The organism is Streptomyces sp. NPDC014894 (assembly GCF_043080985.1).
Lineage (GTDB): Bacteria > Actinomycetota > Actinomycetes > Streptomycetales > Streptomycetaceae > Streptomyces.
The window spans coordinates 294,561-318,906 of sequence record NZ_JBIBWD010000002.1 but is presented as its reverse complement, the minus strand read 5'-3'; the positions used below and the strand labels follow the sequence as shown (position 1 = coordinate 318,906).

The following is a 24,346-nucleotide window of genomic DNA, read 5'->3' as shown; positions in this document are numbered from 1 at the left end:
CCGCCGGCAGGACAGCGGCGCGGGGGCGGATCCGGCGGATCGTCCCGCCGGCGGAGTCCGCGGGCGCGCGGCGGTGGTCGCTTCCTGACGCTGCCGGGGCAACCGCTTCCTACGAGGGATTCCGCTCGGCCCCTTCGGCGTCGGGCTGCTGGGCCGAGGGCGCGGCCGGGTCGCCGCTCTCCAGCGTCCGCGCCGCCGCGCGGTCGAGGGCGGCCACGATCCAGCACTCGAACTCGGTGCGGTTGTGGTCGGCGGCGGCCTTCCACCGTTCGATGCGCTCGCTCGGCACATGCAGCCTCGGCAGTATCGCGTCCGCCGCGGGAGCCCCCTCGGCGCCGAGCCGCCGCTGCCGGATCTGCTGCCGGAGGCGGTTCCTCGACCAGCCCTGCCGCTCGGCGAGGTCGAGCCAGCGATCCTGGTCGTCGGCGGCCAGCGACGCCACCTCGGCGTGGTGCTGGAAGCTCAGCAGCTCGTGCCGCCGGGGGAGATCGAAGCGCCGGGCCACCCACGCATAATTCCGGAGCGTCTGGTAGTCAAGGTTGGCTAGTTCGATCGCCTGCAGATAGCGGTCGGCGTATTTGTCCTTGCCATAGACCAGCCAGTCGCCCAGGCACCAGGCCGAGGAGTCCAGGATCTTCGACAGCTGCTGACCGGCCCGTTCCCAACCCTGATAGGTCATATCTCGTGGGATCTGGAGCCCGACACGGGTGATCATGACTTTCCGTCCGGATGTGCGGCGGGAGCGCTGGTCCACCGAGGGCGCGCCCACCCGGTGTAATCCAGAGCGCTGCGGAGAAAGTCGCAGGTCGTTCGTCCTTGCCAATGACATATAAGTCTCCCCTTTTCGGTCGATCTTCGGCGAAAATGAGAAGCGTATGGCCGTGCCCGAATTGCGGGAACGCTGTTGAGGCATGCTGGCGGATCGTCGACGGGATGCCGACGCTACAAGACCGGCGGGCGGGCCGTCAACGAACTCTCACCGGCGCGGACATGCCTGGCGAGAAAGCGATTACTCAAGGCCCTGGTCTTGTGCCGCCGGAGAACGGCGCCCGCTTCCCCCGTTGAAATTCCACCCGGCTCCCCTCGCTGGCCCGGGCCGGGCGGCCGGAGGTACCTTCACATCGGCCGTCAGAAGGAGGACCCGGTGTCCGAGCAATGGCCCGACGGCGATGCGTCAGCGTTGGTCAGCATCGTCATCCCCTGTTTCAACGGGGAACAGTACATTCGGAGCGCGGTACGCAGCGCCCTGCGTCAGACGCACCGGAATATCGAGATCATCGTGGTCGACGACGGCTCGACGGACGGCAGCGGAGCCGTTCTCGAAGCCGAGTTCGGTGGGGCGCTGAAGATCATCAGAATCCCCAATTCAGGCCCCTCCCGGGCCCGCAATGTCGGCTTCGATCACTCCCGCGGCGACTTCGTCCAGTTCCTTGACGCCGACAACGTCATCACCCCGGAAAAGCTGGAGCGCTCGCTCGGGCTGTTCGCCGCGGAACCGGCCGTCGATATCGTGTGGACGGCTATCCACGAACCGGCCGAATATGCATTTGAAGACGAGTCGCAGTTCTCGGCCGAGGATTTACAGAAGAGCGTGGACGCGATGATGGACCGCGCCTACGAACTCGTCCTGCCGGGCACCGGAATGCTCGCACTGGAAACCTCGCAGCCCTTGTTCCGGCGGTCCGCGCTGGAGACGTACGGGCGCTGGGACGAGGAGCTGCGGGTGATGGAGGACACCGAGCTGGTGGCCCGCCACGCCTTGCGCGGAGCCGAGATCAGACATTTGCCCATGGTTGGACTGATTTATCGGGATCACCCGGGCGAACGGGTCACCCGGCGCATGCGGTTCGACAACGCGACGTACTTCCGTACCGTGCTCAAAATGATCGCCACCGCCCGTGAGCTGGATCGGATGACAGGCGGGATCGAGGACTTCACCATGAAGTTCCTGATCTGGATCGCGGCGCTGGAGTGCGTCCGGCAGCGGAGGTACGAGACCGCGCGCCAGTACGTGACGCTGGCCCGGCAGATCCGCCGCAGACTCCCGGGACCCGCACTCTTCCGGGCCGCGTCGGCGATCTTCGGCGTCATCCCCGCACTCGTCGCGGCGCGGTATCTGATCGGCGCGTTCAGCACGCTCTTCCCCCAGCGCTCCCGCGCCCTGCTCGGCGTGGTGGCCGGCGACCCGGACCGGCGCGGGGACTCCGGCGGCGGCGCGGGGAGCGGGGGGTAGGGCCTTTCCCCGGATTCCGCCGGGCTCGCGCGGCCCGGCACCGCACTCCCCCGCGCCCGGCGGCGCGGGAGCCACCCCACGCCGCGTCGTCGTCAATCGCCGATGTCCCCCTGTGCCCGGCGGCACGGGAGGCGCCCCCACCCTGCGCCCGACGGCACGGGAGGCCCTCACCCTGCCCCGGGCCGCACGGCGGGAAGCAGGCCCCGGCGAGGAACCACCAGCGATCTTCTCCTACCGACTGCGGACAGAAAAGGCGGCCATGACCATGCGAAACGTGACGGCACGGCGTGACGCGCTGCCCCCGGGCCCTTCCGGCCTGCCGGTCGTCGGGCGGCAGCGCGAGTTCCTGCGCGACCCGCTCGGCTTCCTGACCCGGGCGCACCACGAGCACGGCGACCTGGTGACGCTCCCCCTCAACGGCGGGCGCGTGGTGGCCGCCTTCGGCGCCGGACTGGTCGAGGCGGTCAACGGCGTCCAGGGCGCCGAGGTCGAGATCACCGGCGCAGGCGGCATCGACCTCCGGCGGGCCGACCGGGTGCAGGGCCGCGGTCCGCTGAACTCGACCGGCACCGAGCACGCGCTGTACCGCCGGGTCAGCCACCGGGCACTGGGCCGGGAGTCGATGGCCGCCTACGCGGCGATCTCGGTCGAGGAGACCGAACGGCTGCTCGCCCGCTGGTCGCCGGGCACCCCGGTCGACCTGGTGCCCGAGGCCACCGCGCTGACCCGGCGGATCTTCAAGATCTATATGTTCGGCTCCGACCCGGCCGACACCGCGCCCGAGGTCGACGCCGCCGTCGACCTCTTCAACGACGTCCTCGAATCGCTGCCCCGCAGGCTGGCCACCACCCTGATCCCGATCGAGATCCCCGGACTGGCCGAGCGGCGCAGACTGGCCCGCGCGGGCGCCGTGATCGACGCGCACATCAGCACGCTGATCGACCGCCCCGGCGGATCCCCGGGCGGCGGTCGGGCCGCCCGCCCGCGGCACTACTCGCTCGCGCAGGCCATGCTGCGCGAGCTGGACACGGCCGGCCTGCCGCAAGACCCCACGCTGGTCCGCGATCTGATGCTTCAGCTCCACTTCGCCGGGCTCACCTCGGTCGCCTCCAGCATCGTCTGGGCCCTGCTGCTGCTCGCCCTGAACCCGGAGCCGGCCCGGCGGATGCTCGACGAACTCGAACGCGTCCCCGGCGGCCGGGTGCCCACGCCCGACGACGCCCGCGCCCTGCCGTACGTCGAGGCGGTGCTGAACGAGTCGATCCGGCTCTACCCGGCCGCCGCCTGGGAGTTCAAGCGCATCGTCGACCCTCTCGAACTCGGCGGCTACCGCCTCGGGGCGGGCACCTCGCTGCTGCTCGCCCCCTGGGTCACCCAGCGCAGCGCCCGCTCCTTCGACGACCCGCTGAGCTTCCGGCCCGAGCGGTTCCTCGGCGACTCCGCGTCGTACGAGTCCGGCGCGTTCCTGCCGTGGGGCGCGGGCGAGCGCTCCTGCATCGGCAAGCAGCTGGCCCGGCACGCCTTCCGCGCCGTGGTCGGCGGGATCAGCGCGCGCTACCGCGTCGACCTGGTCGCCGACCAGCGGATCGACCCGCACGCGGGCTATCTCGGCACCCGCCTGCTGCCCCGGCCCGGTGTGTGGGTGGTGCCGGCCGTGCAGGACGGCGACACCGCGCGGTCCGCGGCCCGTATCCAGGGCTCCTGCGTCGGCGCGGCGGACGCCGGGTGACGGCGCACGATCGCCCGGTCGCCGACGGCGGTGTGCGCGCGCGTATCGGGGAACGGTGGAGGCTGGCCCGGCTCGCGGGCCGGTCCGGGTGGCCGCTGGTCGCGGTCACCGTGGTCTGCGAGGCCGCGATCGGCCTGCTGCCGGTGGTCTTCGTGGTGGCCACCGGCGCGCTGCTCGAACACATCCCGGGCGCGGTGGCCGGCGACGCGGCATCGTCCGCCCGGACCCTCGCGATGACCGCGCTGGCCGTCGCCGCGGTGGCCGGGCAGCAGGCGCTGACACCGGTCCAGTCGCTGCTCGGCGAGCTGATCGCCCGCCGCGTCGACGGTCAGGTGCTCGACCGGCTGGCGGCCGCCGCGCTGCGCGGCCCCGGCACGGACGTCCTGGACGACCAGCGGCTGTCGGAACTGCTCAACCGGGCGGGCCGGGACGTCGAGCGCGGCTTCCAGAGCCCCGGCAAGGGCTGCGCGGGACAGCTGCACCTGCTGGCGCGCGGCGCGCAGCTGGCCGGCTTCGCCGTGACGGTCGGCGTCGCCTTCAACTGGTTCGCGGCCGCCGGTCTCGTGGCCGTCGTGCTGGTCTTCCGGCACGGTCAGCGCCGCGGGCTGCGTGAACACAGCCGGGCGTCCCGGGACAACGCCGCGCTGCGGCGCGAGAGCGACTATCTGCGCGCGCTGGCGATGCGGGCTCCGGCGGCCAAGGAGATCCGCGTCTTCGGCCTCAGCGACTGGCTCGCGGCGCGCTACCGGCGCAGCTCGCTCGCCTGGCTGCTGCCCTCCTGGGCGGCCCGCCGCCGGATCATGCTGCGGCCCTATGTCCACTACACCGCCTTCGGTCTGGTTCTGACCGCGACCCTGCTGGCCACGGCCGGCGCGGAGGCGGCGCGGACCCTCGCGGCGTCGGGCGTGGCGCTGGTGGTCCAGTCGGTGATGGGCGGACTGCGGCTGGGAGAGTACTACCCCGAGTCGGATCTGCAGACCGAACACGGCGCGCGGGGCCACGAGGCGCTGCTGGAACTCGAACGCGCCGTGCGCGCCCGGCCGCTCCCCGCGCCCGCCGCGGCCGTCCCGGTCCCGCGGCTGGCCCGCGAGATCCGGTTCACCGGCGTCGGGTTCGGCTACCCCGGACGCGACGAGCCGGTCTTCCGCGATCTCGACCTCCGTATCGAGGCGGGCCGCTGCACCGCGATCGTCGGCGTCAACGGCGTCGGCAAGACCACCCTGGTCAAGCTGCTGACCCGGCTGTGCGAGCCGGACAGCGGCACGATCACCGTGGACGGGGTGGACGTCGGACGCCTCCCCGTCCAGCGGTGGCGGGAACGGATCGCCGTGGTCTTCCAGGACTTCAACCGGTACGAGGCCGACGCGGCCGACAACATCGCCTTCGGCGCGGTCGCGCACCGCGCCGACACCGAGGGGATCCGGGCCGCCGCCGCGCGGGCCGGACTGCTCGACGTGCTGGACCGTCTGCCCGGCGGTCTGGGGACGCCGCTGGCCCGGCACCTGACCGGCGGGGCCGAGCTGTCCGGCGGCCAGTGGCAGCGGATCGCCCTGGCCCGCGCCCTCTTCCGGCTCGACCACGGGGCCGACCTGCTGGTCATGGACGAGCCGACGGCCAGTCTCGACGTACGCGCGGAGGCCCGGTTCTTCGACGAGTTCACCCGGGCCACCCTCGGCCGTACCAGCCTGCTGATCTCGCACCGGTTCTCCACCGTCCGGCACGCGGACCGCATCATCGTGCTCGCCGACGGCGCGGTCGCCGAGGAGGGCACTCACGACGAACTGCTCGCGCTCGGCGGCCGGTACGCCGCGCTCTTCCTGTTGCAGGCGGACTCCTTCGGCGACCGCCCCGCGCCGGACGGCGGCCGTGCCGACGGCGACCTCGATCCCGCAGCCGCGAAGGAGCCCGCCGGATGAGCGACCTGTACCGGGCCGTGACGGATCTGCTGGCCCGCTGCCTCCGGCAGAGCCGGTCGAAGACCTGGACGGCGATCGGGCTGATGCTGGCCGGGGCCGCCGCGGTGCCGCTGTCCGCGCTGGCCATGCGCTGGCTGTTCAACGCGGTGGCGGGCGGCCACCCGGGCGAGGCCGCCACGGCCGGCGCGGTGGTGGCGGTCGCGCTGCTCGGGGCGCTGACGCTGTCCCACTTCGCGCACGTGGCCTACTTCGAGCTGGCGGAAGCGGGCACCCTGCACTACGACGAGGAGCTGATCGCCCTCGCCAACGGCTCGCCGGGCCTCCACGCGCACGAGGACGCCCGGCACGCCGACCACCTCACGGTGCTGGCCAACGAGGTGCAGAACACCCGGATGGCCCTTCAGGCGCTGCTGACCCTGTCCGGTCTCGCGGTCGGTCTGGCGATCACCGCGGTGCTGCTCGCCGTGGTCCATCCGCTGCTCCTGCTGCTGCCGCTGGCCGCCGTCCCCTCGGTACTGGCGGGCGGCCGCGCCGAGCGCGTCCTCGACGGCGCGCGCGCCGCCGCGGCCGAGCCGACCCGGCACGCCGACAATCTCTACCGGATCGCGACCGAGCCCGGCCCGATGAAGGAACTGCTCCTCTACGGTCTGGCCGACGAGGTCCGCCGGCGCCGGGGCGAGTTGTGGGCCCGGGCGACCGCGCTGCTGTGGCGGGCCCATCTCAAAGCCACGGCGCTGCGCCTGCTGGGCCAGCTCGGCTTCGTCGCGGGCTACGCGGCCGCCGTCTTCCTGGTGGTCCTTCAGGCGAACGCCGGACACCGCTCCGCGGGCGACGTGGTGCTCATCGTCGTACTCGCGGCGCAGGCCAACGCCCAGGTCGCGCAGGCGGTGGGACTGCTGCCCGCGCTGTACCGGCTGGCCGCGGTCGACCGCCGGCTGGTCGAACTGCGCTCCGCGATCCGCACGACGGCGGCCGGGACCTCGGGCGGGAGTGCCGAGGCGGCGGCGCCGGCCGCCCTGCGCCACGGCATCACCCTCACCGGAGTCGGCTTCGCCTACCCCGGCACCGAGCGCGAGACCCTGCGTGCCGTGGACCTCACGCTGCCCGCCGGCTCGACGGTCGCGATCGTCGGGGAGAACGGCGCGGGGAAGAGCAGTCTGGTCAAGCTGCTGTGCGGCTTCTACCAGCCGACCTCGGGAACCGTGACCGTCGACGGGGTGGATCTGCGCCACATCGGGTCCCGGTCCTGGCGGGCCCGGATCGCCGCGGGCTTCCAGGACTTCGTCCGCTACGAGTTCGCCGCCCGGGAGGCGGTGGGCGTCGGCGACCTGCCCCGGATCGACTCCGCGGAGGCGATCGCCGCGGCGATGGAGCGGGCCGGCGACGGCGCCTTGATCCCGGGCCTGCCGCAGGGCCACGACACGCGGCTCGGCACCAGTCACACCGGCGGCGTCCAGCTGTCCGGCGGCCAGTGGCAGAAGCTCGCCCTCGGCCGCGCCTTCATGCGCGAGCAGCCGTTGCTCCTGGTCCTGGACGAGCCGACCGCCTCGCTCGACGCCGCCGCGGAGCACGCCCTGTTCGAGCGCTACACCGGCCGGGCCGCCGCCGCGGCCCGCGCCGCCGGCGCCGTCACCGTGCTGGTCTCGCACCGTTTCTCCACGGTGCGTACGGCCGACCTGATCGTGGTGATGGCCGGCGGCGAGATCGTCGAGGCGGGCGACCACGCCGCGCTCATCGCGTCCGGGGGCCTCTACGCCGAGTTGTTCACCCTCCAGGCGCGCGCCTTCCGGTGATCCGCCGGCGCGCCGTCGGGTACGCCGGGCGATCCTCCGGGTCCGCGCCGGAGCGGCGGGGGAGACACCGACCGGGAGCGCTGCGGAGGACTTTCTCTCATCGCTTTCGCAGGCGAATTCCGGGCTGCGCGGGAGCAGGCGGTGAGGGAGGGGTGTCCTGGGAAACGGAAACGCCGAATGCAGGGAGCATGGACCGGCCGGCGGGAATTGAGGTCCTGTCCATTCCCGTGGGACAAGCGGAAGCGGTGCCCGAATCACCGGCTCCGTCGCTCCGCGGCCCTCCGGGACGCCGGCCCGCTCACGGTCGCCGCTCCGTGGACCGTGTCCCGAGCATCTCGCGGCTCCGGACGCAAGCCCCTCTCCCGGGCGCACCGTGATCCCGTCCGCCCAGGGGCCGGTCCCCGCGGGCTCCCGTGCGCCCGCCGTGGGCGCGGACCGTGCTCGACCGGCGCCCGCTGTCTGCCGGAGCGGTGGTCGCCGCCGGAACGGCGACGGGCGACGCCGTGCTATCCCACGGTGATGGGGCCGTCGTCGCGCGGCGCGATCGGGAGTCGGACGACGACGCCCCTGAAGAGCGCCTCCCGCAACTCCGCATAGCGCTCCATGAGGTCGTTTCGCCTGGCCAGGACGTCGGAGACATGCTGCATACCGAAGAAGGCGGAGACGACGACCCGGGCGAAGGCCTCAGCGTCGGTGTCCGGCTTCAGCTCTCCGGCCTCGCGTGCCCTCTCCGCAAGTTCAGCGATGAGTTTGCGACAGCCTACGTACGGTGTGGGCAGATTGGCACGGATGAGCGAACGCTCGGTCTGGAGCCGGGCGCCGGCCTGTATCACGGGGTCCGAACAGAACGCTTCCGCCATCCGGTCGAGTACCCTCAGCAGCGTTTCCAACGGCGGCAGCGCCAGCGATCGCACCTCGTCGACCAGCGGCTGCCACCGGGCATAGTGCTCGTGCACGACGGCGGCTCCCAAGGCCTCCTTGTTCGTGAAGTGGAAATAGACGGCGCCCTTGGTGAGCAGAGCGCGGTCGGCGATGTCCTGCAGGGACACGACCGCGTAGCCGTGCTGTGTGAATGCCTCGGCCGCGGTCTGCAGAATGTGAGCCTTGGTACGACGTGCGCGTTCCTGCTTGGGCTCCTTCACGAACTGCCGCGCCGGCTTCCTGTCCGAAAACTGCATGAGTCCTCTTCGTTTGTCCTGGTCCCAGCGATGCTGTCGGGGTGCACTCGCTCAAAGCCTTGAACATTCGCGTAGGGGTATATTCTTGCTGCGATCGCTCAGATGTCTCGTTCTGGAATCTGACGGGGGTTCCCCATGCCCATCCGCACGTCGCCGGTCCGTGCGTCCACCGCGGTGACGGTCTCTGATCTTCGAACCGTCGCCCGCGAACGGGCGGGCCTCACGATCCGGTCTGACGCGCGGGCTCGGCGGAGCTGTTCCTCACCCGTGGCCCGCGCCGCGACGAGCCCGGGCGAATGAAGATGCCGAGCACGCTATCGCAGGTGGTACTCGACGCTCGACTCACCGTGCGAATCGGGAAATCGACTCAGCGTACCGAAACCCGTCCCGACGCCGCCGTGCGCGTCGGCGATCCGCATGGCGACCCGGCCCCGGTCCGATTCCTCGCCGTGCCGGCGAGGGGCCGCACCGCGCCGGGGCACGAGGGCAGGTCTCGGCCCCTGTCGCTTCGGCCCCTCGGTCGCGCCCGGCGACGCCGGCGGCCGGGACGGGACGCCTTCGGCCGGAGAACATTCCGCTCAGTCATATCGCCCCGAGCGAGTACGGACGGGATCTGAAGCCGGATCATCCGGAATGCGTCGAGCACGCCGAGACATCGCACTGACACCGCACTGACCGCACCAAGGGGAAATAGATGGAGATCCAGCAATTACGTATCTTCCGAGAAGTCGCCCGGGAGTTGAGTTTCACCCAGGCGGCGAAGAACATGCACTGTGCCCAATCGACGGTCACGGCACAGATCAAGAACCTCGAAACGTCGCTCCACGTCACTCTGTTCCGGCGGCGCGGCCGCCGCCCCATTGAGCTGACGACCGCGGGAGTACTGCTCCAGTTCCGGGCGGGGCAGATTCTCCAGGCCGTCGACGCCACGAACCGCGAGGTGCGTGACGCCGCCCACCGCGGCGCCGAGCAGCCTCTCGGCGTCAGAACCCCCTGTTCGTCCGCGCGGGTCTGACTCAGCAGCAGCGCGAAGAACCATACCGGCTCCCTCGCCGACCACGCCGACCACGCCGACCGGCCGGGTTCGCAGCCGGCGGAACGGCACTTCCCCAGGGACCCGTGCTCTCCTCGACGCCGACCGGATCCTCGTCTCCGGCGGGAACATGACTCGCGCTCGCCGACCCGTCACGGACAGAACCGGCGGGGAAGTTCCTCCGGCTTCCCCGTCGGCCCCATCGCCCGGCGCGGCCGCTCGATCCGCGGGCCCCGGTGACGGCTCCGAGGCTCGCCGCCCCCGCCGCCGGCCCGGCCGGCAGGGCCCAGGGCGCGCGTTCGCCGTGCGGCGCTCCCGGTTCCGACAGCCGGCCCGATCTGACAGACTTTTCGATAAGGCGAAGATTTTTTACCGGTGCCGAGAGGGCGATCGGGCTCCGGCCGCGGCGCGGTGCGGAACGCGTCGACGATCTCGGCCGGATGATCTGCCGGTGGCGACGAAATCGGACATGCGGGGCGGGGCCACCGAGCGGCCGCTCCGCGACGGCGGACCCGAGGCATATGCCAACGACACCGCCCGGCCACGATTCTCGTGCGAAATACCTTGATATGTCCGTACGCGAAGACCGCCGGGGTCGCGGTCGCGGCGGCTGTCCAACGGGAGACGGGCCGCCGTCCGGGCTCATCGACAGCGAGACCGGATCCCCCCGGCGCACCGCGCTCCCAGCGCCCTGCCGTGCCGTCCGGGGAGGGGAGCCCCTGCCCAGAGAAGCCCATACCAATCCCGTTATCAGAATCTCCGATGCTACTGGCAAACCTTCGCGCAGGAATGCTTGTGTCATACGTAGACCGCGCCCCCACCAGTACCCGTGCCCTGGAACGGGTTGTGCGTCACAGCCGCAAGGAGAGCAGCAGATGTCGTCCTCGAAGATCGCCGTGATCGCGGACCCCGTGTCCGCGGGAGCCCGCCGCGCCCCGGAACTCGGCGGTGCGTGCGCCGCCGTCGACGCGGCGGAGACGGTGGGCACGGCATGACCGGCCGGGACACACGCGTCGGGACCTCGCGTATCACCCCCCTGCACATCCTGGTGGTCGGCCAGATCTTCATCGGCACCGCCTCGTGGGCCGCTCTGATCGCCGTCCAGACCGAGGCGACGTACGAACTCCACCAGAAGGCGCTCTTCATGGCCGCCGTCACCATGGCCTGGGGAGCGCCCACCATCCTGCTCAGCCCTCTGGTGGGCAGGGTCATCGACAGCCGGGGACCGCGCGTCGTCGGCATCGTCTCCACCCTCGTCAGCGCCCTCGCCATGACGGGACTCATCTTCACCACCGGCCCGGCCACGCTGTGGGTGATGACCTTCATCAGCGGCATCGCCAGGGCATTCGCACAGCCCGCGGCGGACTCGATGCCCAGCTGGCTGCCCGGGCCCGCCGAACACGTCAAGTCGAGCGTGTGGCTGGGCTTCGCCGCCAGCGTTCCGATGATCGCCGGGCCCGGGCTCGCCGCGATCCTCGTCGCGGCCTGGGGAACGACGAGCGCGTTCATCGCGACGGCCGTCGCCTTCCTGCTCGGCGGCAGCGTCTTCGTCCTGCTGCGGCTGGCCCGCGTCCCCGGACAGACGGAGTCGGCGGAGACCGGCCAGGGACCCAAGGGGATGCGCGGACTGCTCGCCCACCCCGGTCTGCGGTTCACCATCCTGCTCACCCTGATCGTGTGGATCTCCTACGGATCCCTCGCCCCGCTGGAGATCCTCTACATCAAGGACGTACTCGGCGAGCCGGTGGCCACGTTCGCCACGATCGAGATGGTCTACGGCACCGGGCTGCTCGCCGCCACCTTGTTCATCGCCCGTTTCGACGCTCTGCTCACCAGCCGGCATGTGCTGCCCGTCTCCGTGCTGCTCGTCGGCGGCGGACAGGTGCTCTACAGCGCCACCCACAGCCTGACCATCGCCTACATCGGCGTGGGCCTGTGGGGCGTGGCCAACGGCGTGTTCAACCCCGCCTGCCGGGTCACGCTGCTCACCCGCACCCCCGTCGAACAGCACGGGCGGGCCATGGCCCTGTGGCGCGCCGTGCAGTCCTTCGGCAGCCTCGCCCCGCCCACCGCGGCCGGCGCGGTCGCCCACTTCGCGGGCGTACAGCCCACCATCATCGCCGTCGGCGGACTCGTCGCGATCACCGGCGTGGTCGCCTGCGCGATGAACCGCGCCGGGGCAGCCGCCGAGGACGTCGTCGCCGAGCAGGGACCGCTACTCAAGGAGGCCCGGCCCACATTATGACCACCGCGCGCACCGCCGTCCCGGACGTGATCGCACTCACCCAGCGGCTCATCCGCTTCGACACCACCAACCCTCCCGGCCGCGAGGCCGACTGCGTCCGGTTCGTCCACGGGCTGCTCACCGAGGCCGGCGTAGCGAGCACTCTCGTCGCCAAGGACCCGTCGCGGCCCAACCTCGTGGCCCGGCTGCCCGGCCGCGGCGTGGCGCCGCCGCTGCTGCTGCACGCGCATGTCGACGTCGTGCCCACCGAGGGACAGGCGTGGAGTCATCCCCCCTTCAGCGGCGACCTGCGCGACGACCACGTGTGGGGCCGCGGGGCCATCGACATGAAGGGCAGTCTCGCCTCGATGCTCGTGGCGCTGCTGGGGCTGCACGCCCGGGGCACGCCGCCGGCCGGGGACGTCCTGCTCGCGGTCGTCGCGGACGAGGAGAACGGATCCGCCGTGGGCGCCCGCCATCTCGTCCAGGACCATCCGCATCTGTTCGACGGCGTCGCCTACGCGGTCGGCGAGGACGGCGGCGCGTCGCTCGAACTCGACGGGTCACGGCGGGTGCATCCCATCGTCGTCGCCGAGAAGCGCGCCGTGTGGCTGCGCGCCACCTTCCGCGGCCCGGCGGGCCACGCTTCCCGCATCCCGCCGGAGCACTCCGTACCCCGCCGGCTCAACCGTCTTCTCGACGCCCTGGCCGGCGGCGGTCTCGGCCCGCGGCCGGGCGCGGTCACCCATCGGATGCTCACCGCGCTGGCCGCCGCCCACCCCGGCCCGCTCGGCGAGGCGCTGCTGCGCTTCCGCGACGATCCCGCCGACCTCTCCGCCCTGAAGCCCCTGAGCGAGCGGGACGCGCTCTTCCTCCGGTCCATCAGCCAGCACACCGCCAACCCCACCGTGATCGCCGGCGGCACCCGGACCAATGTGATCCCCGGCGAGATGAGCGTCGACATCGACGGCAGGCTGCTCCCCGGGAACTTCACCGCGGACGACTTCATCAGTGCGCTGAGGGCCAAGGCCGGATTCCCCCTGGACTTCGAAGTCCTCGTCGAGGGGGAGCCGATGCCGGAGCCCGTCCTCGGGCCGTTCTACGAGCGCCTCGCCGGTGTACTGCGCGAGGCCGACCCGGACGGCGTCCCCGTGCCGATGATGACCACCGCCTCCACCGACGCCCGGCTCTTCCCCCAGCTCGGGATCAGCTCCTACGGCTTCATGCCGCTTCTGATCCCGGCGGGCTCCGGCTACCGCGACCTGCTGCACGCGCCCGACGAGCGCATCCCCTTCGCCGCGCTGCACTTCGGCGTCCACTGCTTCGAACAGCTGCTGCTCAGCTACCCGTGAACTGCCCGGGCGGCGAGCCGGGAGTGGTCATGCACACCTGAGGAAGAGGGAGGACGCGTGAGTACTCGGCCCAGCGCACTGTCATCAACCCCGATGTTCACGGTGACGGACGAGACGACCCCGGCGGTCCGCGACGACGCCCGGGCCCTGGAGATCGCGGCCCTCACCCGCGCCGCCTACACCGGGTCCGACCCGCTGCCCGGTCTGCCGCCGCCGGACGGCTCCTTCGAGACCGCCGACGACGTCCTGCGGGATCTGGCCTCGGGACAGCGTCTGTGGGCAGCCCGCGACTCGGCCGGCCACGCTGTCGCCGCCCTGCGCACCGTCACCCGCGCCACGTCCTGGGAGGTGCGACGCGTCTCCGTACTGCCCGCCTGGCAGGGCCGCGGAGTCACCCGTGCGCTGATCGACCACGTCCAGCGCGCCGCGCGCGAGGAGCGGATCCCCTCCCTGTGCCTGGACGCCGTGGTCGAGCGATGCCTGCCCGACCTCTACCGCCGTCTGGGATTCCGACCCGTTCGCGTCTTCCGGGCCGGGGACAAGCCGATGACCGAATGGCACATGGAACGCCGTCACGACGACCCGTCGCCCCCGGCCGCCGCTCCCGCGGGCCTGCACCTGCGCTGGTACGTCGCCCACGGGCGGCTCCTCGCGTCCGTCGACCACCGGGCCGGGGAGACGTCCGCACCGGCGGCCCCGCCCTCCGGCCTGCCCGTGGGCGCCCGCCTGGCCGGCGTCGACGTACTGCCGGGGGCCGGCCCCGGCGACCTGGGACGGCTGTCGCGTCATCTCGGCCCCGGTACGACCGCGGCCGAGGGGCTGTACGCGCTCGGCCGAGCGCGCGCCGAGGTCCCGTTCCACCTCCTGCCGCGCTCGTACGAACCGCGGCTCATCTGCCTGGCCCGCCACGCCCCGGGGCGCGAACCCCTGCTCCACGGCCCGACGCCTACCGAGAAAGGTGAACATCCGTGACGATTTCCACCGAGCCGCCCGCCATACTGCTCACGCCCCGCGTCATCGACCTGGGGACCCACTTCGACGCCACTGGGATCACCGCGCCCGACCGTCTCGCCGACGGCGCCTTCAATGTGTGGTCGAACAGCTTCCCCGCCGGCGAACTCCCCCGGCCGGGCTCGCTCGTGAACGTCCATGGACTGCCCTTCGCGTTCCCCGCGCCCAACGGGCGAGGCCACGACAACCTGCGCTGCGCCCGACAGCTGATCGGGGTCCCCGCCGGCCGCTACGACTTCATCCACGTCCTGGCCGCCGCCGAGCGGCGCACCGAGGACGAGGTGGGGCTGCACTACGCCGACGGGTCCGTCGATCACGAGTGGCTGCGGGTGTCGGACTTCTGGCCGGAGACCGCGAGCCGCTTCGGCGAGCGCCCCGCGTTCACCTGCGGTGTGCTCCACTATCCCCGTCATGTCCAGCGCGGCATGTCGCCCACGATCTGGCGGCAGCGCGTCGCGGCGCCCCGCGAGAGCGATCTGCGGGCGATCCGCCTGCCGGACAACCCCGCCATCCACGTCTTCGCGATGACGCTTCAGCCCACCGTGCCGCCGGCCGTTTCCGCGGAGAGTGCGGCATGACCGGCGCCGCCGCTCCCGCCTACTGGCGGCACGACCTGGCCGGCTGCCTGCACACCTGCATGGCGGGCCTGCTCGACTTTCACGGCCATGACCCGCTGGAGGTGCTCGGAGCGGCGTGGCAGTTCGCCTACACACCCGGTGACGTGCGCCGGGAGGAGTACTACTTTCCCTGCCCGCCCGGGCGTTCGCTGCTCTCCAGCATGGCCCCGTACCACCCGGTCAGCTCCACCTGGCACCGCCCGGCGAGCGCCGAGGAGGGCTGGGCTCAGGTCCGTGCCCGGGTGGACGCCGGGACGCCCGTGGCCGTCGCCGTCGACAACTTCGAGCTGCCCTTCCGTCCGGCCTACCGGGATGTCCATGCCAATCACCTCATTCTGGTGCACGGCTACGACGACGCACGCGGGACCGTCGCGGTGTCGGATCCCGTACCGCCCCGCTTCGCGGGCGACATCCGGCAGAGCGAACTGACCGCCTCCAGAAGCTCGGGCAACGCGGTCCAGCACGACCGCGACATGTTCTTCACCGATGCTCCCATCGCGGGCCGCTGGCTCGACATCGATGTCAGCACCGACGCCTTTCCCGTCTTCGACCGCCCCTTCGTGCGCCATGTGATCGAGACGAACATCCACGGCTTCGAGGCTCCGCCGGATCCGGCCGTCGCGCCACTGCTGCACGGCCTCGCGGGGCAACAGATCTTCCTGGACGACATGACCGGGCGATACGGCCGGGGGGAGACGGTCGTGGACGAGCTGTTCGTCCTGGCGGGTGTGCAGCTGGCCACCTCGGCGCTGCACGCCGACTGGCTCGCGCACGGCGCCCGCACGTTCGGTGTTCCCGAACTCGGCGAGGCCGCCCGCCGGGTGGAGCGCACGGCCCATCACTGGTCCGCGATCCGCATCCTGGCCGCACGCACCCGCACCGGCCACACCGCCGCCGTACAGCTGGGCCGTCGCTTCGACGACCTCATGTCCGACCACCGCCGCTCGCTCCGCGATCTGCGCCACGCCCTCGCCTCCCTGTGACCCTTCAGCCGCACCGAGGTCCCCCACGAGTGAAAGTGAACCCATCTGCCATGGACAAGCTCGCCATGCTGGGCGGTACCCGCGCCGTCCCCCGAGACCACCGGATCCTTCCGTGGCCCGCGGTCACCGAGGAAGACCGCTCAGCCGTGCAACGCGTCATGGAGGGCGGCCGGTTCACCTCCGCCTCCTCCGGCGAGACGGAGATCGCCTCCCTGGAGAAGGAGTGGGCCGAGCAGGTCGGCACCCGCCACTGCGTGGCCGTCAGCAATGGGACGGCGGCGCTGTCCCTGGCGCTGGCCGCCCTGGAGCTGGAGCCCGGCTCCGAGGTGATCGTGCCCGCTCTCAGCTTCATCGCCTCCGCGGTCGCGCCCCTGCACGTCATGGCCGTCCCGGTGTTCGCCGACATAGACCCGCTCACCTTCAACATGAGCCCGGCGGCGATCGAGGCCGTCATCACTCCGCGCACCCGCGCGATCGTCGTGGTCCACCTGCACGGCCTGCCGGCCGACATGGACGAGATCACCGCCGTCGCGGAGCGCCACGGCCTGGCCGTCGTCGAGGACGCCGCCCAGGCGCACGGCGCCCGGTACCGCGACCGGCCCGTCGGCTCGATCGGCCGCGTCAACACCTTCAGCCTCAACGTCAGCAAGAACCTCGCCACGTGCGGCGAGGGCGGCCTGATCAACACCGACGACGACGCCCTGCACACCCGGGCGCTGATGGCCCGGCAGTTCGGCGAACTGATACCGGCGCGCGGGGAACGGAGCTACGTCTCCCACGCCCTGGGCTGGAACCAGAAGCCCGGCGCGATCCAGGCGGCGTTCACCCGCAGCCAGCTCAGCCGTTTCGGCACGGACGCCAAACAGCGCGAGGCCAACGTCCGCGCCCTGCTGGACCGTCTCTCGGCGCTTCCCGGGCTGGTGTGCCCCGCCACGCCCGGCGACCGGACCCACGCCTGGCACATCCTGCGCTTCCGCGTGGACCCGTCCGCGTTCGGTCTGCCCGACGCGTACGCGGGACCCGTGCGCGCGGCCGTGATGCGCGCGCTCCGTGCCGAGGGCGTGCCCGCCGCGCCGTATCAGCTGATGCCGCTGCCCCATCAGAAGATCTTCCGTGAGCGCCTGGGCTTCGGCGGCTACCCGTGGGCGCTGCCCTCCGCCCGGACCCCGAGCTATGCCCTCGACGGCTTCCCGCACACCCTGCGCGTGATCGAGGACTCCTTCACCATCCAGAAGGCCCATCTGCACCCCTTGGCCGGGGAGTTGCTGACCCGCTACGCCGACGCGTTCGAGAAGGTGTGGCACCACCGCGACGCGCTCGCCCAGCACGCCAGGAGCGCGCCGTACCAGAGCCCGTGGGAGCGTGCCGACGACATCGCGGCGGCCGAGTGGGAGGCCACCGGTCTGTGAGCGGCGCCCGTTGACAGCTGCATCACCTCACCATCAGCGGCGGCGGTTCCCGGCCGCCGCCCACTCCGGCAGAAGCGAGGGATCAAGGAATGAAGCTCAAGGTCCTGATATGCGATCAGCTCCCGATCGTCAGAGACGGCATCCGCACCCTGTTGGAGGCCGAGGACGAGATCGAGGTCATCGACAGCACGGACAGCGGTCTGCACGCCATGGCCCTGATCCGGACCCTGCACCCGGACGTGGTCCTCACCGGCCTCTCCCTCACGGGAATCAACGGCCTCGAACTCGTCCGCCGTATCTCCCGCGAGGAACCGGAGCACGCGCCCCGGGTCGTGGTCGTCGCCCTCGACGGCGGCGACGAGGTGATGGCCGAGGCGCTGCACGCGGGCGTCAGCGGGCTGCTCACCCGGGGAGCCACCCGGGAGGAGCTGCGCACGGCGGTACGGGCCGCGGCCGACGGTCACATCATGCTCGCGCCCGAGATAGCCGATCGGCTCGTCGACTGGTTCCGCCGGGGCAAGGGCCGGCCCGAGCCGGACGCCGAGGACAGTGTGGACCTGACATCGCGTGAGCGTCAGATACTCCTCCGGGTGGCGTCCGGCCAGTCCACCGAGACCATCGCCGCCGATCTGTCCATCGGCATCACCACCGTACGCACGCACCTGCACAACCTGCGGGCCAAACTCGACGTCAAGAACCGTTCCCAGCTGGTCTCCTACGCCTTCCGCGCCGGGCTGGTGCCCATCGCCTGAGGCGAGCGGGGTCACCGTACCGGTCGGAGGGCCAGGGCATCGGCTGCCCTGGCCCTCCGACCGGTACGGTGACCTCAGGGGCGCGCTGGCGCCGCGACCCCGCCCGCCTGGGCGTTCCACGCCTCGGTGAAGGACTCCCCCGCCATTCCGGCGGCCAGCGTGGTGCCGTCCCCGGGATCCACCAGCAGGAACGACCCGGTGCGCCGGGAGACGGCGTACGAGTCCATGGCCAGGGGTTCGGCGGTGCGCACCGTGACGCGCCCGATGTCATTGGCCGTGAACCGCCCGGGCTCGGGATGCTGGGACAGGTCGTGCAGGGTCAGTCGCGACACGATCGCCGTGACGACGGCCTGGACGGTCCGGGTGGTGTGCTTCAGCAGCACGCGCTGTCCCACGGTGAGGGGCCGGTCCGCGAGATGACAGACGGTGGCCTCCACATCCCGGGTGCTCCGCGGGAGTTCGCCGGTCGGGACGATCAGATCGCCGCGGGACACGTCCACGTCGTCGGCGAGCAGTACGGTCACGGACTGCGGCGCCCACGCCGTCTCGACGGACTCGCCCAGCAGATCGATGCCCGCGACGGTGCTCGTGCGGCCGGCGGGCAGCACGGTCACCCTCTCCCCCACCCGGAGCGTGCCGGAGGCGATCTGGCCGGCGTATCCGCGGTAGTCGGGGTTCTCGGCGGTGCGGGGCCGGATCACGTACTGCACCGGGAAGCGGGTCGGCGCCCCGTCGGAGGCGGGCCGGATCGGCACGGTCTCCAGATGCTCCAGGACCGTGTGGCCGCCGTACCAGCCCATGTTCGAGGACGGCTCGACCACGTTGTCCCCGGCGAGCGCGGAGATCGGGACGGCGGTGACCGAGGTGATGCCGAGCCGGGCGGCGTAGGCGGTGAAGTCGTCCACGATCGCCGCGAAGACCGGCTCGGCGTAGTCGACCAGGTCCATCTTGTTGACGGCGAGGACGACGTGCGGCACGCGCAGCAGGGCGGCTATCGCCGCGTGCCGCTGCGTCTGCTCGACGACGCCGTTGCGGGCGTCGACCAGGATCACGGTCAGCTCGGCGGTGGACGCGCCCGTGACCATGTTGCGGGTGTACTGCACATGGCCCGGCGTGTCCGCGAGGATGAAACGGCGCCGGGGGGTGGCGAAGTAGCGGTACGCCACGTCGATGGTGATGCCCTGTTCGCGTTCGGCGCGCAGCCCGTCGGTGAGCAGGGCCAGGTCGGGGGCGTGCTGGCCGCGGGAGCGAGAGGCCTGCTCGACGGCCTCCAGCTGATCGGCCAGGATCGATTTGGAGTCGTGCAGCAGCCGGCCGACCAGGGTGGACTTGCCGTCGTCCACGGAGCCGGCGGTGGCGAACCTCAGCAGAGTGGTATCCGTGGGCGAGGACGTCGGGTCGGTGATGGTGGTGGTCATGTCTAGAAGTACCCCTCGCGCTTGCGATCTTCCATCGCGGCCTCGGACAGTTTGTCGTCGGCCCGCGTGGCCCCTCGCTCCGTGACCCGGGAGGCGGCGATCTCCGTGATCACCGCGCCGAGGGTGGCGGCGTGGGAGTCGACGGCTCCGGTGCAGGACATGTCACCGACCGTTCGATACCGGATCATGCGCCGCTCCGTCGGCTCGTGGTCCTTCGGTCCGCCCCACGCGCCGGCCGTGAGCCACATGCCGTCGCGCCGGAACACCTCGCGCTCGTGGGCGAAGTAGATGCCGGGCAGTTCGACGCCCTCGCGCTCGATGTACTGCCACACGTCCAGCTCGGTCCAGTTGGAGAGCGGGAAGACCCGGACGTGCTCGCCGGGCGCGTGGCGGCCGTTGTAGAGCTGCCACAGCTCGGGGCGCTGCCGGCGGGGGTCCCACTGGGAGAACTCGTCCCGCAGCGAGAAGACCCGCTCCTTGGCGCGCGCCTTCTCCTCGTCGCGGCGTCCGCCGCCGAACACCGCGTCGAAGCGGTGCTCGCGGATGGCTTCCGTCAGCGGCACGGTCTGGAGCGGGTTGCGGGTGCCGTCGGGGCGCTCGCGCAGCACGCCCCGGTCGATGAATTCCTGTACCGAGGCGATGTGCAGCCGGAGCCGGTGTTCCCGGACGATCCGGTCCCGGTATTCGAGCACCTCGGGGAAGTTGTGCCCGGTGTCCACATGGAGCAGCGTGAAGGGCACGGGCGCGGGCGCGAACGCCTTCAGCGCCAGGTGCAGCATGACGATGGAGTCCTTGCCGCCGGAGAAGAGGATCACCGGCCGCTCGAACTCGCCCGCCACCTCGCGGAAGATGTGCACCGATTCCGATTCCAGCGCGTTCAGATGTCCCAGCGCGGGCGGGGCCCCGGCCTGCGCGGGCACCGTCGCGATCACGGTCGCCGAACTCATACCAGCCTCCTCTCGACGAGCAGTTCCCGTACGGCTTCGACGGACTGCTCGACCGTCCGGTGGTGCGACTCGATACGGAGTTCCGGGGCTTCGGGCACCTCGTAGGGGTCGTCCACGCCGGTCAGTCCGGATATCTCTCCCGCCGCCTGTCGGGCGAACAGGCCCTTCACGTCGCGAACCGCGCACACCTCGACGGGTGCCGCCACGTGCACTTCGAGGAAGGGGGTGCCGCTCCGCTCGTGCCGGTCCCGCACCGCCTGCCGGCTGTCCGCGTAGGGCGCGATCACGGGCACGATCGACTTGACGCCGTTGCGGGCCAGTACCTCGGCGACCAGGCCGACGCGCTGGACGTTGGTGTGCCGGTCCGCGCGGCTGAAGCCCAGCCCCGCGGAGAGGAATCGACGGATCTCGTCACCGTCGAGTATCTCCACCTGGTGATTCTCGGCACGCAGGGCGACGGCCAGCGCGCGGGCGATGGTCGACTTCCCGGAGCTGGGTAATCCGGTCAGCCAGATGGTCGCGCCTCGTTTTCTGGAGGGCGGGCAGGTGCAGGGCACCGCTTCGGGGGTTGGGGTTTCCGACGTGACTGCCACGTGGTTCCTGCGCTTCCTGGGATCGACGACGGCCGGACCGGCGGTGTGCGGCTACGGCCGGACGCGCCGTGCGTGCAGTTCGCTGAAGAAGGGGAGGTGGTGCGCCAGGTAGCCGCTGAGGACCGGGTGCGCCTCCACGTCCGCGTAGTCGTCTTTCTTCGGGGCCTGGAATCCGCTGCTCGCGCTGGCGTCACGGTGCCACCTCTCCGAGGGCTGCCACTCACTGCGCGACTGCGGCTGCCACGTCAGAGCCTCGGGCCTGTAGTCGATTCCCGTGTCCGCGCAGAAGGCCCGGACGATTCCCTCCGCATCGGCCATGAGATCGTCCGCGTCGATGACCATGGGCGGCTCACCGGTCCGTCGCTGTACCGCTTCGAAAAGCTCGTGCTGGGCCTCGAAGCCGATCTGATGGGATTTCACTTCGGCGTTGATCGCGTAGTAGGAGGCGATCGTCTCGCGCGGATGCCGGATCAGGAAGACATGCCGGGCGTCACGGGCCAGGAACTCCTCGTCCGCGAGCACCCCGGGGTAGCGCTCGTCAGTGGTGTCCTTGAAGAACAGCGGACGCTCTTCGGCCGACTCGCGGAGGACTGCCAGCAGCTGTTTCTCATCGGTGGCGCGTACGCCGTCCACATCGGTGAACCCGAATTCCGCGAGATAGGAGAAGGGCTCGTGCGTGGTGGCGAAATCGCCGCGTTCGCTCATCATTCGGAAGAAAGCGGTGGACCGGGAACGCGGTGCGCTCCACAACGCCACTATGCGTGGAGACTGTCGGGGATCGGACATACAGGTAGCTCCTCGCTGCCTGGCCATGGTCGGTAGACGCGAGACTAAGGCTCGGCGGGCCGCCGAAGTAACCCCTCCAGGAACGTTCCGAGCGGGAGTGCCGCGAGATTCTCATTCACCTGTTGAGATCATCTCGACGGGCCTCGGCCCGACGTCCAGGCGGCCGTGAATCCCTCAATGAAAGAAGCAGGCGCGGCTCATCGATTCGGCCGATGCGGCGCACCCCGGCGATTCGTAGAGTTCGGGTCGTCAACGCCGCGGTCCGCCGTTGAGCCGAGGAACGACGAACGGCGGACTCCGACAGCAGGGAGATGTGTCATGTCCGTTCCGTGCCTTGAATGCGAAGCCGTCGTGGAGACGCCCGCGGACATCAAGGTCAGCGAGATCGTCGAGTGCAACGACTGCAGTGTCGAACTCGAGATCATCTCCACCGACCCGGTGACCGTCGCCCTCGCCCCCGAGGTCGAGGAGGACTGGGGCGAATGAGCCGGTCCCTGCCGATCCCCCTTCTGCTCGCCTCGCGTGTGCGGACGGACGAGAAACGGATCATGTCCGCCCTGGAGCGGAAGGGGGTGGCCCACCGCTACGCCGACAGCCGTTCTCTGTGGGGTGCGCTGGGCCGGGGCGAGGGGCCGGGGACGGTCGTCCTCAACCGGGAGATCGGTCAGGCCCGCGCCCAGTACGCGGCGGACCTTCTCGAACAGGCGGGTCACCGGGTGATCAACTCCGCGCACGCCGTGCGGGTCTGCGGGGACAAGTGGCGCACCTCCGTGGCCCTGGAACAGGCCCGGCTCCCCACCCCGCGCACCGCCCTGGCCCTGACTCCCGAGGCCGCGCTCGACGCGATCGAGAGCCTCGGCTACCCGGCCGTCATCAAGCCGCTGACCGGCTCCTGGGGTCGTCTGGTCACCAGGATCCCGGACCGGGAGGCCGCCGAGACGATCATGGAGTACGTCGCGGCCCTGCCGGGGCCGGCCTCCCATGTCGTCTATGTGCAGCAGCTGGTCCACAAGCCCGGCCGGGACATCCGGGTCATCGTGATCGGCGGCGTGCCCCTGGGAGCCGTCTACCGGCGCAGCGACCAGTGGCGCACCAATGTCGCGCGGGGCGGCACCACCGAGGCCTGTGCGCTCACCGACGAGATCGCCGGGCTGTCCTCGGCCGCCGCGGACGCGGTGGGGGCCGAGATCGCCGGAGTCGATCTGATCGAGGACACGGACGGCCGCCTCATCGTCCTCGAAGTCAATCACGGGGTCGAGTTCACCGGATTCCAGCGCGTGCTGGGCGAGGATCTGGACGTCGCCGATCGCATCGCCGACCATCTGATAGCGAGGTTGCAGTCATGCTCCGAGTCGCTGTAGCGGGTGCCTCCGGATACATCGGGGGCGAATTGCTCCGCCTGCTGCTGGGCCACCCGGAGGTCACGGTGGCCGCCGCCACCTCACGCCGGTACGCCGGACGGCCGGTGGGCGTCGCCCATCCCAATCTGCGGTCCGTCTCCGACCTGCGGTTCATCGACCCTGGTGACCTGGACCGGTACGACGTGCTGTTCCTGGCCACCCCGCACCGGGAGACCATGGCGAGGATGGACGAGTACCTCGCCATGGCTCCTCAGGTCATCGACCTCACGGGGGACTTCCGGCTCAGGGACCCGGCCGCGTACGCCGCGTACTACGGCGGTGAGCACACCGCGCCGGGGCTGCTGGACACCTTCGTCACCGGAATGCCCGAGCTGTACCGCAAGGAGCTGCGGGAGGCGGACCGGATCAGCGTCCCCGGCTGTATGGCCACCGCGGCGATTCTCGCCGTGCACCCGCTCACCGACGCGGGTCTGGTCACCGGCGCGATCGCCGTCGACGCCCGCACCGGCTCCAGCGGCTCGGGCGTCTCGGCGGGCAGCGCCAATCTCCATGCCGAGCGCAGCGGCGCCATGCGCGTGTTCGCTCCCCTCCGGCACCGCCACGAGGCCGAGATCGCGCAGGCCACCGGATTCCCCACCCGTATGAACGCCACGGGCGTCGAAGCCGTGCGCGGGGTGCAGATCCTCGCTCGCGTCCGACTGCGCGAGGGGACCGACGAGAAGACGGTGCGCGCCGTCTACCGGGAGCGCTACGCGGACGAGCCGTTCGTCCGCGTCGTCGCCCAGAAGCGCGGCCAGTACCGGCTGCCCGAGCCGAAGATCCTCAGCGGCTCCAACTTCTGCGACGTCGGGTTCGCCGTCGCCGAGGACGGTGAGGAAGCCCTGCTGGTCGGCGCCCTGGACAATTTGGTCAAGGGCGGCGCGGGCAATGCCGTGCAGTCGATGAACGTCCGTCAGGGGTGGTCCGAACGCCTCGGTCTGGAGTTTCCGGGCCTCCATCCCTGACCAGGAC

Annotated in this window: 21 protein-coding genes; 15 read left to right on the top strand and 6 right to left on the bottom strand. The window is 71.3% G+C overall.

The window, feature by feature from the left end:
• Positions 1-109: 109 nt before the first annotated feature.
• Complete coding sequence (locus ACF089_RS05475) at positions 110-715, bottom strand: LmbU family transcriptional regulator (protein WP_392022198.1); 606 nt, start codon at positions 713-715, stop codon at positions 110-112.
• Between the two features lie 429 nt (positions 716-1,144).
• On the opposite strand from ACF089_RS05475, the gene ACF089_RS05470 reads away from it, so the two are divergent.
• From ACF089_RS05470 to ACF089_RS05455, 4 genes are all read left to right on the top strand, one after another.
• Positions 1,145-2,233, top strand: coding sequence for a glycosyltransferase family 2 protein (locus tag ACF089_RS05470; RefSeq protein ID WP_392022195.1), 1,089 nt, complete (start codon positions 1,145-1,147; stop codon positions 2,231-2,233).
• A 274-nt stretch (positions 2,234-2,507) separates the two neighbouring features.
• Positions 2,508-3,962 carry a cytochrome P450 gene (locus tag ACF089_RS05465; protein WP_392022193.1) on the top strand — a complete coding sequence of 485 codons (1,455 nt, stop codon included), beginning with the start codon at positions 2,508-2,510 and terminating at the stop codon, positions 3,960-3,962.
• Positions 3,959-5,878 (top strand): ABC transporter ATP-binding protein, encoded by a 1,920-nt coding sequence (locus ACF089_RS05460; protein ID WP_392022191.1) that lies wholly within the window; start codon positions 3,959-3,961, stop codon positions 5,876-5,878. The genes ACF089_RS05465 and ACF089_RS05460 overlap by 4 nt, the downstream gene beginning before the upstream one ends.
• A complete protein-coding gene (locus ACF089_RS05455) occupies positions 5,875-7,671 on the top strand; it encodes an ATP-binding cassette domain-containing protein (RefSeq protein ID WP_392022189.1) in 1,797 nt (598 codons plus the stop codon). Before ACF089_RS05460 ends, ACF089_RS05455 begins: the two co-directional genes overlap by 4 nt.
• A 506-nt stretch (positions 7,672-8,177) precedes the next feature.
• Here the strand turns inward: ACF089_RS05455 and ACF089_RS05450 are convergent.
• Positions 8,178-8,849 carry a ScbR family autoregulator-binding transcription factor gene (locus ACF089_RS05450; protein WP_392022187.1) on the bottom strand — a complete coding sequence of 224 codons (672 nt, stop codon included), beginning with the start codon at positions 8,847-8,849 and terminating at the stop codon, positions 8,178-8,180.
• 694 nt (positions 8,850-9,543) lie between these two features.
• On the opposite strand from ACF089_RS05450, the gene ACF089_RS05445 reads away from it, so the two are divergent.
• The 8 genes from ACF089_RS05445 to ACF089_RS05410 all read left to right on the top strand — a co-directional run bounded on the left by ACF089_RS05445 (position 9,544) and on the right by ACF089_RS05410 (position 18,230).
• Positions 9,544-9,864 (top strand): LysR family transcriptional regulator, encoded by a 321-nt coding sequence (locus ACF089_RS05445; protein ID WP_392022184.1) that lies wholly within the window; start codon positions 9,544-9,546, stop codon positions 9,862-9,864.
• A 1,009-nt stretch (positions 9,865-10,873) separates the two neighbouring features.
• Positions 10,874-12,127 carry an MFS transporter gene (locus ACF089_RS05440; RefSeq protein WP_392022182.1) on the top strand — a complete coding sequence of 418 codons (1,254 nt, stop codon included), beginning with the start codon at positions 10,874-10,876 and terminating at the stop codon, positions 12,125-12,127.
• On the top strand, positions 12,124-13,458 hold the full coding sequence (locus ACF089_RS05435) for a M20/M25/M40 family metallo-hydrolase (protein WP_392022179.1): 1,335 nt from the start codon (positions 12,124-12,126) through the stop codon (positions 13,456-13,458). Before ACF089_RS05440 ends, ACF089_RS05435 begins: the two co-directional genes overlap by 4 nt.
• A 93-nt stretch (positions 13,459-13,551) precedes the next feature.
• Positions 13,552-14,430 carry a GNAT family N-acetyltransferase gene (locus tag ACF089_RS05430; RefSeq protein WP_392022177.1) on the top strand — a complete coding sequence of 293 codons (879 nt, stop codon included), beginning with the start codon at positions 13,552-13,554 and terminating at the stop codon, positions 14,428-14,430.
• Complete coding sequence (locus ACF089_RS05425) at positions 14,427-15,047, top strand: hypothetical protein (protein ID WP_392022174.1); 621 nt, start codon at positions 14,427-14,429, stop codon at positions 15,045-15,047. The genes ACF089_RS05430 and ACF089_RS05425 overlap by 4 nt, the downstream gene beginning before the upstream one ends.
• Positions 15,044-16,069 (top strand): BtrH N-terminal domain-containing protein, encoded by a 1,026-nt coding sequence (locus tag ACF089_RS05420; RefSeq protein WP_392022172.1) that lies wholly within the window; start codon positions 15,044-15,046, stop codon positions 16,067-16,069. The genes ACF089_RS05425 and ACF089_RS05420 overlap by 4 nt, the downstream gene beginning before the upstream one ends.
• Positions 16,070-16,119: 50 nt before the next feature.
• Entirely contained in the window at positions 16,120-17,478 is a 1,359-nt protein-coding gene (locus ACF089_RS05415; RefSeq protein WP_392022170.1) for a DegT/DnrJ/EryC1/StrS family aminotransferase, read from the top strand.
• An 89-nt stretch (positions 17,479-17,567) separates the two neighbouring features.
• The gene (locus ACF089_RS05410) at positions 17,568-18,230 is read left to right on the top strand and encodes a response regulator (RefSeq protein WP_392022168.1); all 663 of its coding nucleotides are present in this window, start codon (positions 17,568-17,570) and stop codon (positions 18,228-18,230) included.
• A 74-nt stretch (positions 18,231-18,304) separates the two neighbouring features.
• Here ACF089_RS05410 and ACF089_RS05405 read toward each other — a convergent pair whose 3' ends face one another.
• The 4 genes from ACF089_RS05405 to ACF089_RS05390 form a co-directional block, all read right to left on the bottom strand.
• Positions 18,305-19,648, bottom strand: coding sequence for a sulfate adenylyltransferase subunit 1 (locus ACF089_RS05405; RefSeq protein ID WP_392022166.1), 1,344 nt, complete (start codon positions 19,646-19,648; stop codon positions 18,305-18,307).
• Between the two features lie 2 nt (positions 19,649-19,650).
• Positions 19,651-20,595, bottom strand: a complete 945-nt coding sequence (cysD, locus tag ACF089_RS05400) for a sulfate adenylyltransferase subunit CysD (RefSeq protein WP_392022163.1) — start codon at positions 20,593-20,595, stop codon at positions 19,651-19,653.
• Complete coding sequence (gene cysC, locus ACF089_RS05395; protein WP_392023371.1) at positions 20,592-21,152, bottom strand: adenylyl-sulfate kinase; 561 nt, start codon at positions 21,150-21,152, stop codon at positions 20,592-20,594. The genes cysD and cysC overlap by 4 nt, the downstream gene beginning before the upstream one ends.
• Positions 21,153-21,239: 87 nt before the next feature.
• Complete coding sequence (locus tag ACF089_RS05390) at positions 21,240-21,974, bottom strand: sulfotransferase family protein (RefSeq protein ID WP_392022160.1); 735 nt, start codon at positions 21,972-21,974, stop codon at positions 21,240-21,242.
• A 318-nt stretch (positions 21,975-22,292) separates the two neighbouring features.
• On the opposite strand from ACF089_RS05390, the gene ACF089_RS05385 reads away from it, so the two are divergent.
• The 3 genes from ACF089_RS05385 to argC are packed head-to-tail and all read left to right on the top strand — an operon-like array spanning position 22,293 to position 24,339.
• Positions 22,293-22,460 carry a lysine biosynthesis protein LysW gene (locus ACF089_RS05385; RefSeq protein WP_392022158.1) on the top strand — a complete coding sequence of 56 codons (168 nt, stop codon included), beginning with the start codon at positions 22,293-22,295 and terminating at the stop codon, positions 22,458-22,460.
• Positions 22,457-23,335 (top strand): RimK family alpha-L-glutamate ligase, encoded by an 879-nt coding sequence (locus ACF089_RS05380; protein ID WP_392022156.1) that lies wholly within the window; start codon positions 22,457-22,459, stop codon positions 23,333-23,335. The genes ACF089_RS05385 and ACF089_RS05380 overlap by 4 nt, the downstream gene beginning before the upstream one ends.
• The gene (argC, locus tag ACF089_RS05375) at positions 23,317-24,339 is read left to right on the top strand and encodes an N-acetyl-gamma-glutamyl-phosphate reductase (protein ID WP_392022153.1); all 1,023 of its coding nucleotides are present in this window, start codon (positions 23,317-23,319) and stop codon (positions 24,337-24,339) included. Before ACF089_RS05380 ends, argC begins: the two co-directional genes overlap by 19 nt.
• The last annotated feature ends 7 nt before the right edge of the window (positions 24,340-24,346 follow it).

Bases quoted from the DNA above. Each gene is read 5' to 3' on its own strand.
- ACF089_RS05475 (WP_392022198.1), bottom strand. From the start codon at position 715: ATGATCACCCGTGTCGGGCTCCAGATCCCACGAGATATGACCTATCAG.
- ACF089_RS05455 (WP_392022189.1), top strand. From the start codon at position 5,875: ATGAGCGACCTGTACCGGGCCGTGACGGATCTGCTGGCCCGCTGCCTC.
- ACF089_RS05450 (WP_392022187.1), bottom strand. From the start codon at position 8,849: ATGCAGTTTTCGGACAGGAAGCCGGCGCGGCAGTTCGTGAAGGAGCCC.
- ACF089_RS05445 (WP_392022184.1), top strand. From the start codon at position 9,544: ATGGAGATCCAGCAATTACGTATCTTCCGAGAAGTCGCCCGGGAGTTG.
- ACF089_RS05440 (WP_392022182.1), top strand. From the start codon at position 10,874: ATGACCGGCCGGGACACACGCGTCGGGACCTCGCGTATCACCCCCCTG.
- ACF089_RS05435 (WP_392022179.1), top strand. From the start codon at position 12,124: ATGACCACCGCGCGCACCGCCGTCCCGGACGTGATCGCACTCACCCAG.
- ACF089_RS05430 (WP_392022177.1), top strand. From the start codon at position 13,552: ATGTTCACGGTGACGGACGAGACGACCCCGGCGGTCCGCGACGACGCC.
- ACF089_RS05420 (WP_392022172.1), top strand. From the start codon at position 15,044: ATGACCGGCGCCGCCGCTCCCGCCTACTGGCGGCACGACCTGGCCGGC.
- ACF089_RS05415 (WP_392022170.1), top strand. From the start codon at position 16,120: ATGGACAAGCTCGCCATGCTGGGCGGTACCCGCGCCGTCCCCCGAGAC.
- ACF089_RS05410 (WP_392022168.1), top strand. From the start codon at position 17,568: ATGAAGCTCAAGGTCCTGATATGCGATCAGCTCCCGATCGTCAGAGAC.
- ACF089_RS05405 (WP_392022166.1), bottom strand. From the start codon at position 19,648: ATGACCACCACCATCACCGACCCGACGTCCTCGCCCACGGATACCACT.
- cysD (WP_392022163.1), bottom strand. From the start codon at position 20,595: ATGAGTTCGGCGACCGTGATCGCGACGGTGCCCGCGCAGGCCGGGGCC.
- ACF089_RS05390 (WP_392022160.1), bottom strand. From the start codon at position 21,974: ATGTCCGATCCCCGACAGTCTCCACGCATAGTGGCGTTGTGGAGCGCA.
- ACF089_RS05385 (WP_392022158.1), top strand. From the start codon at position 22,293: ATGTCCGTTCCGTGCCTTGAATGCGAAGCCGTCGTGGAGACGCCCGCG.
- ACF089_RS05380 (WP_392022156.1), top strand. From the start codon at position 22,457: ATGAGCCGGTCCCTGCCGATCCCCCTTCTGCTCGCCTCGCGTGTGCGG.
- argC (WP_392022153.1), top strand. From the start codon at position 23,317: ATGCTCCGAGTCGCTGTAGCGGGTGCCTCCGGATACATCGGGGGCGAA.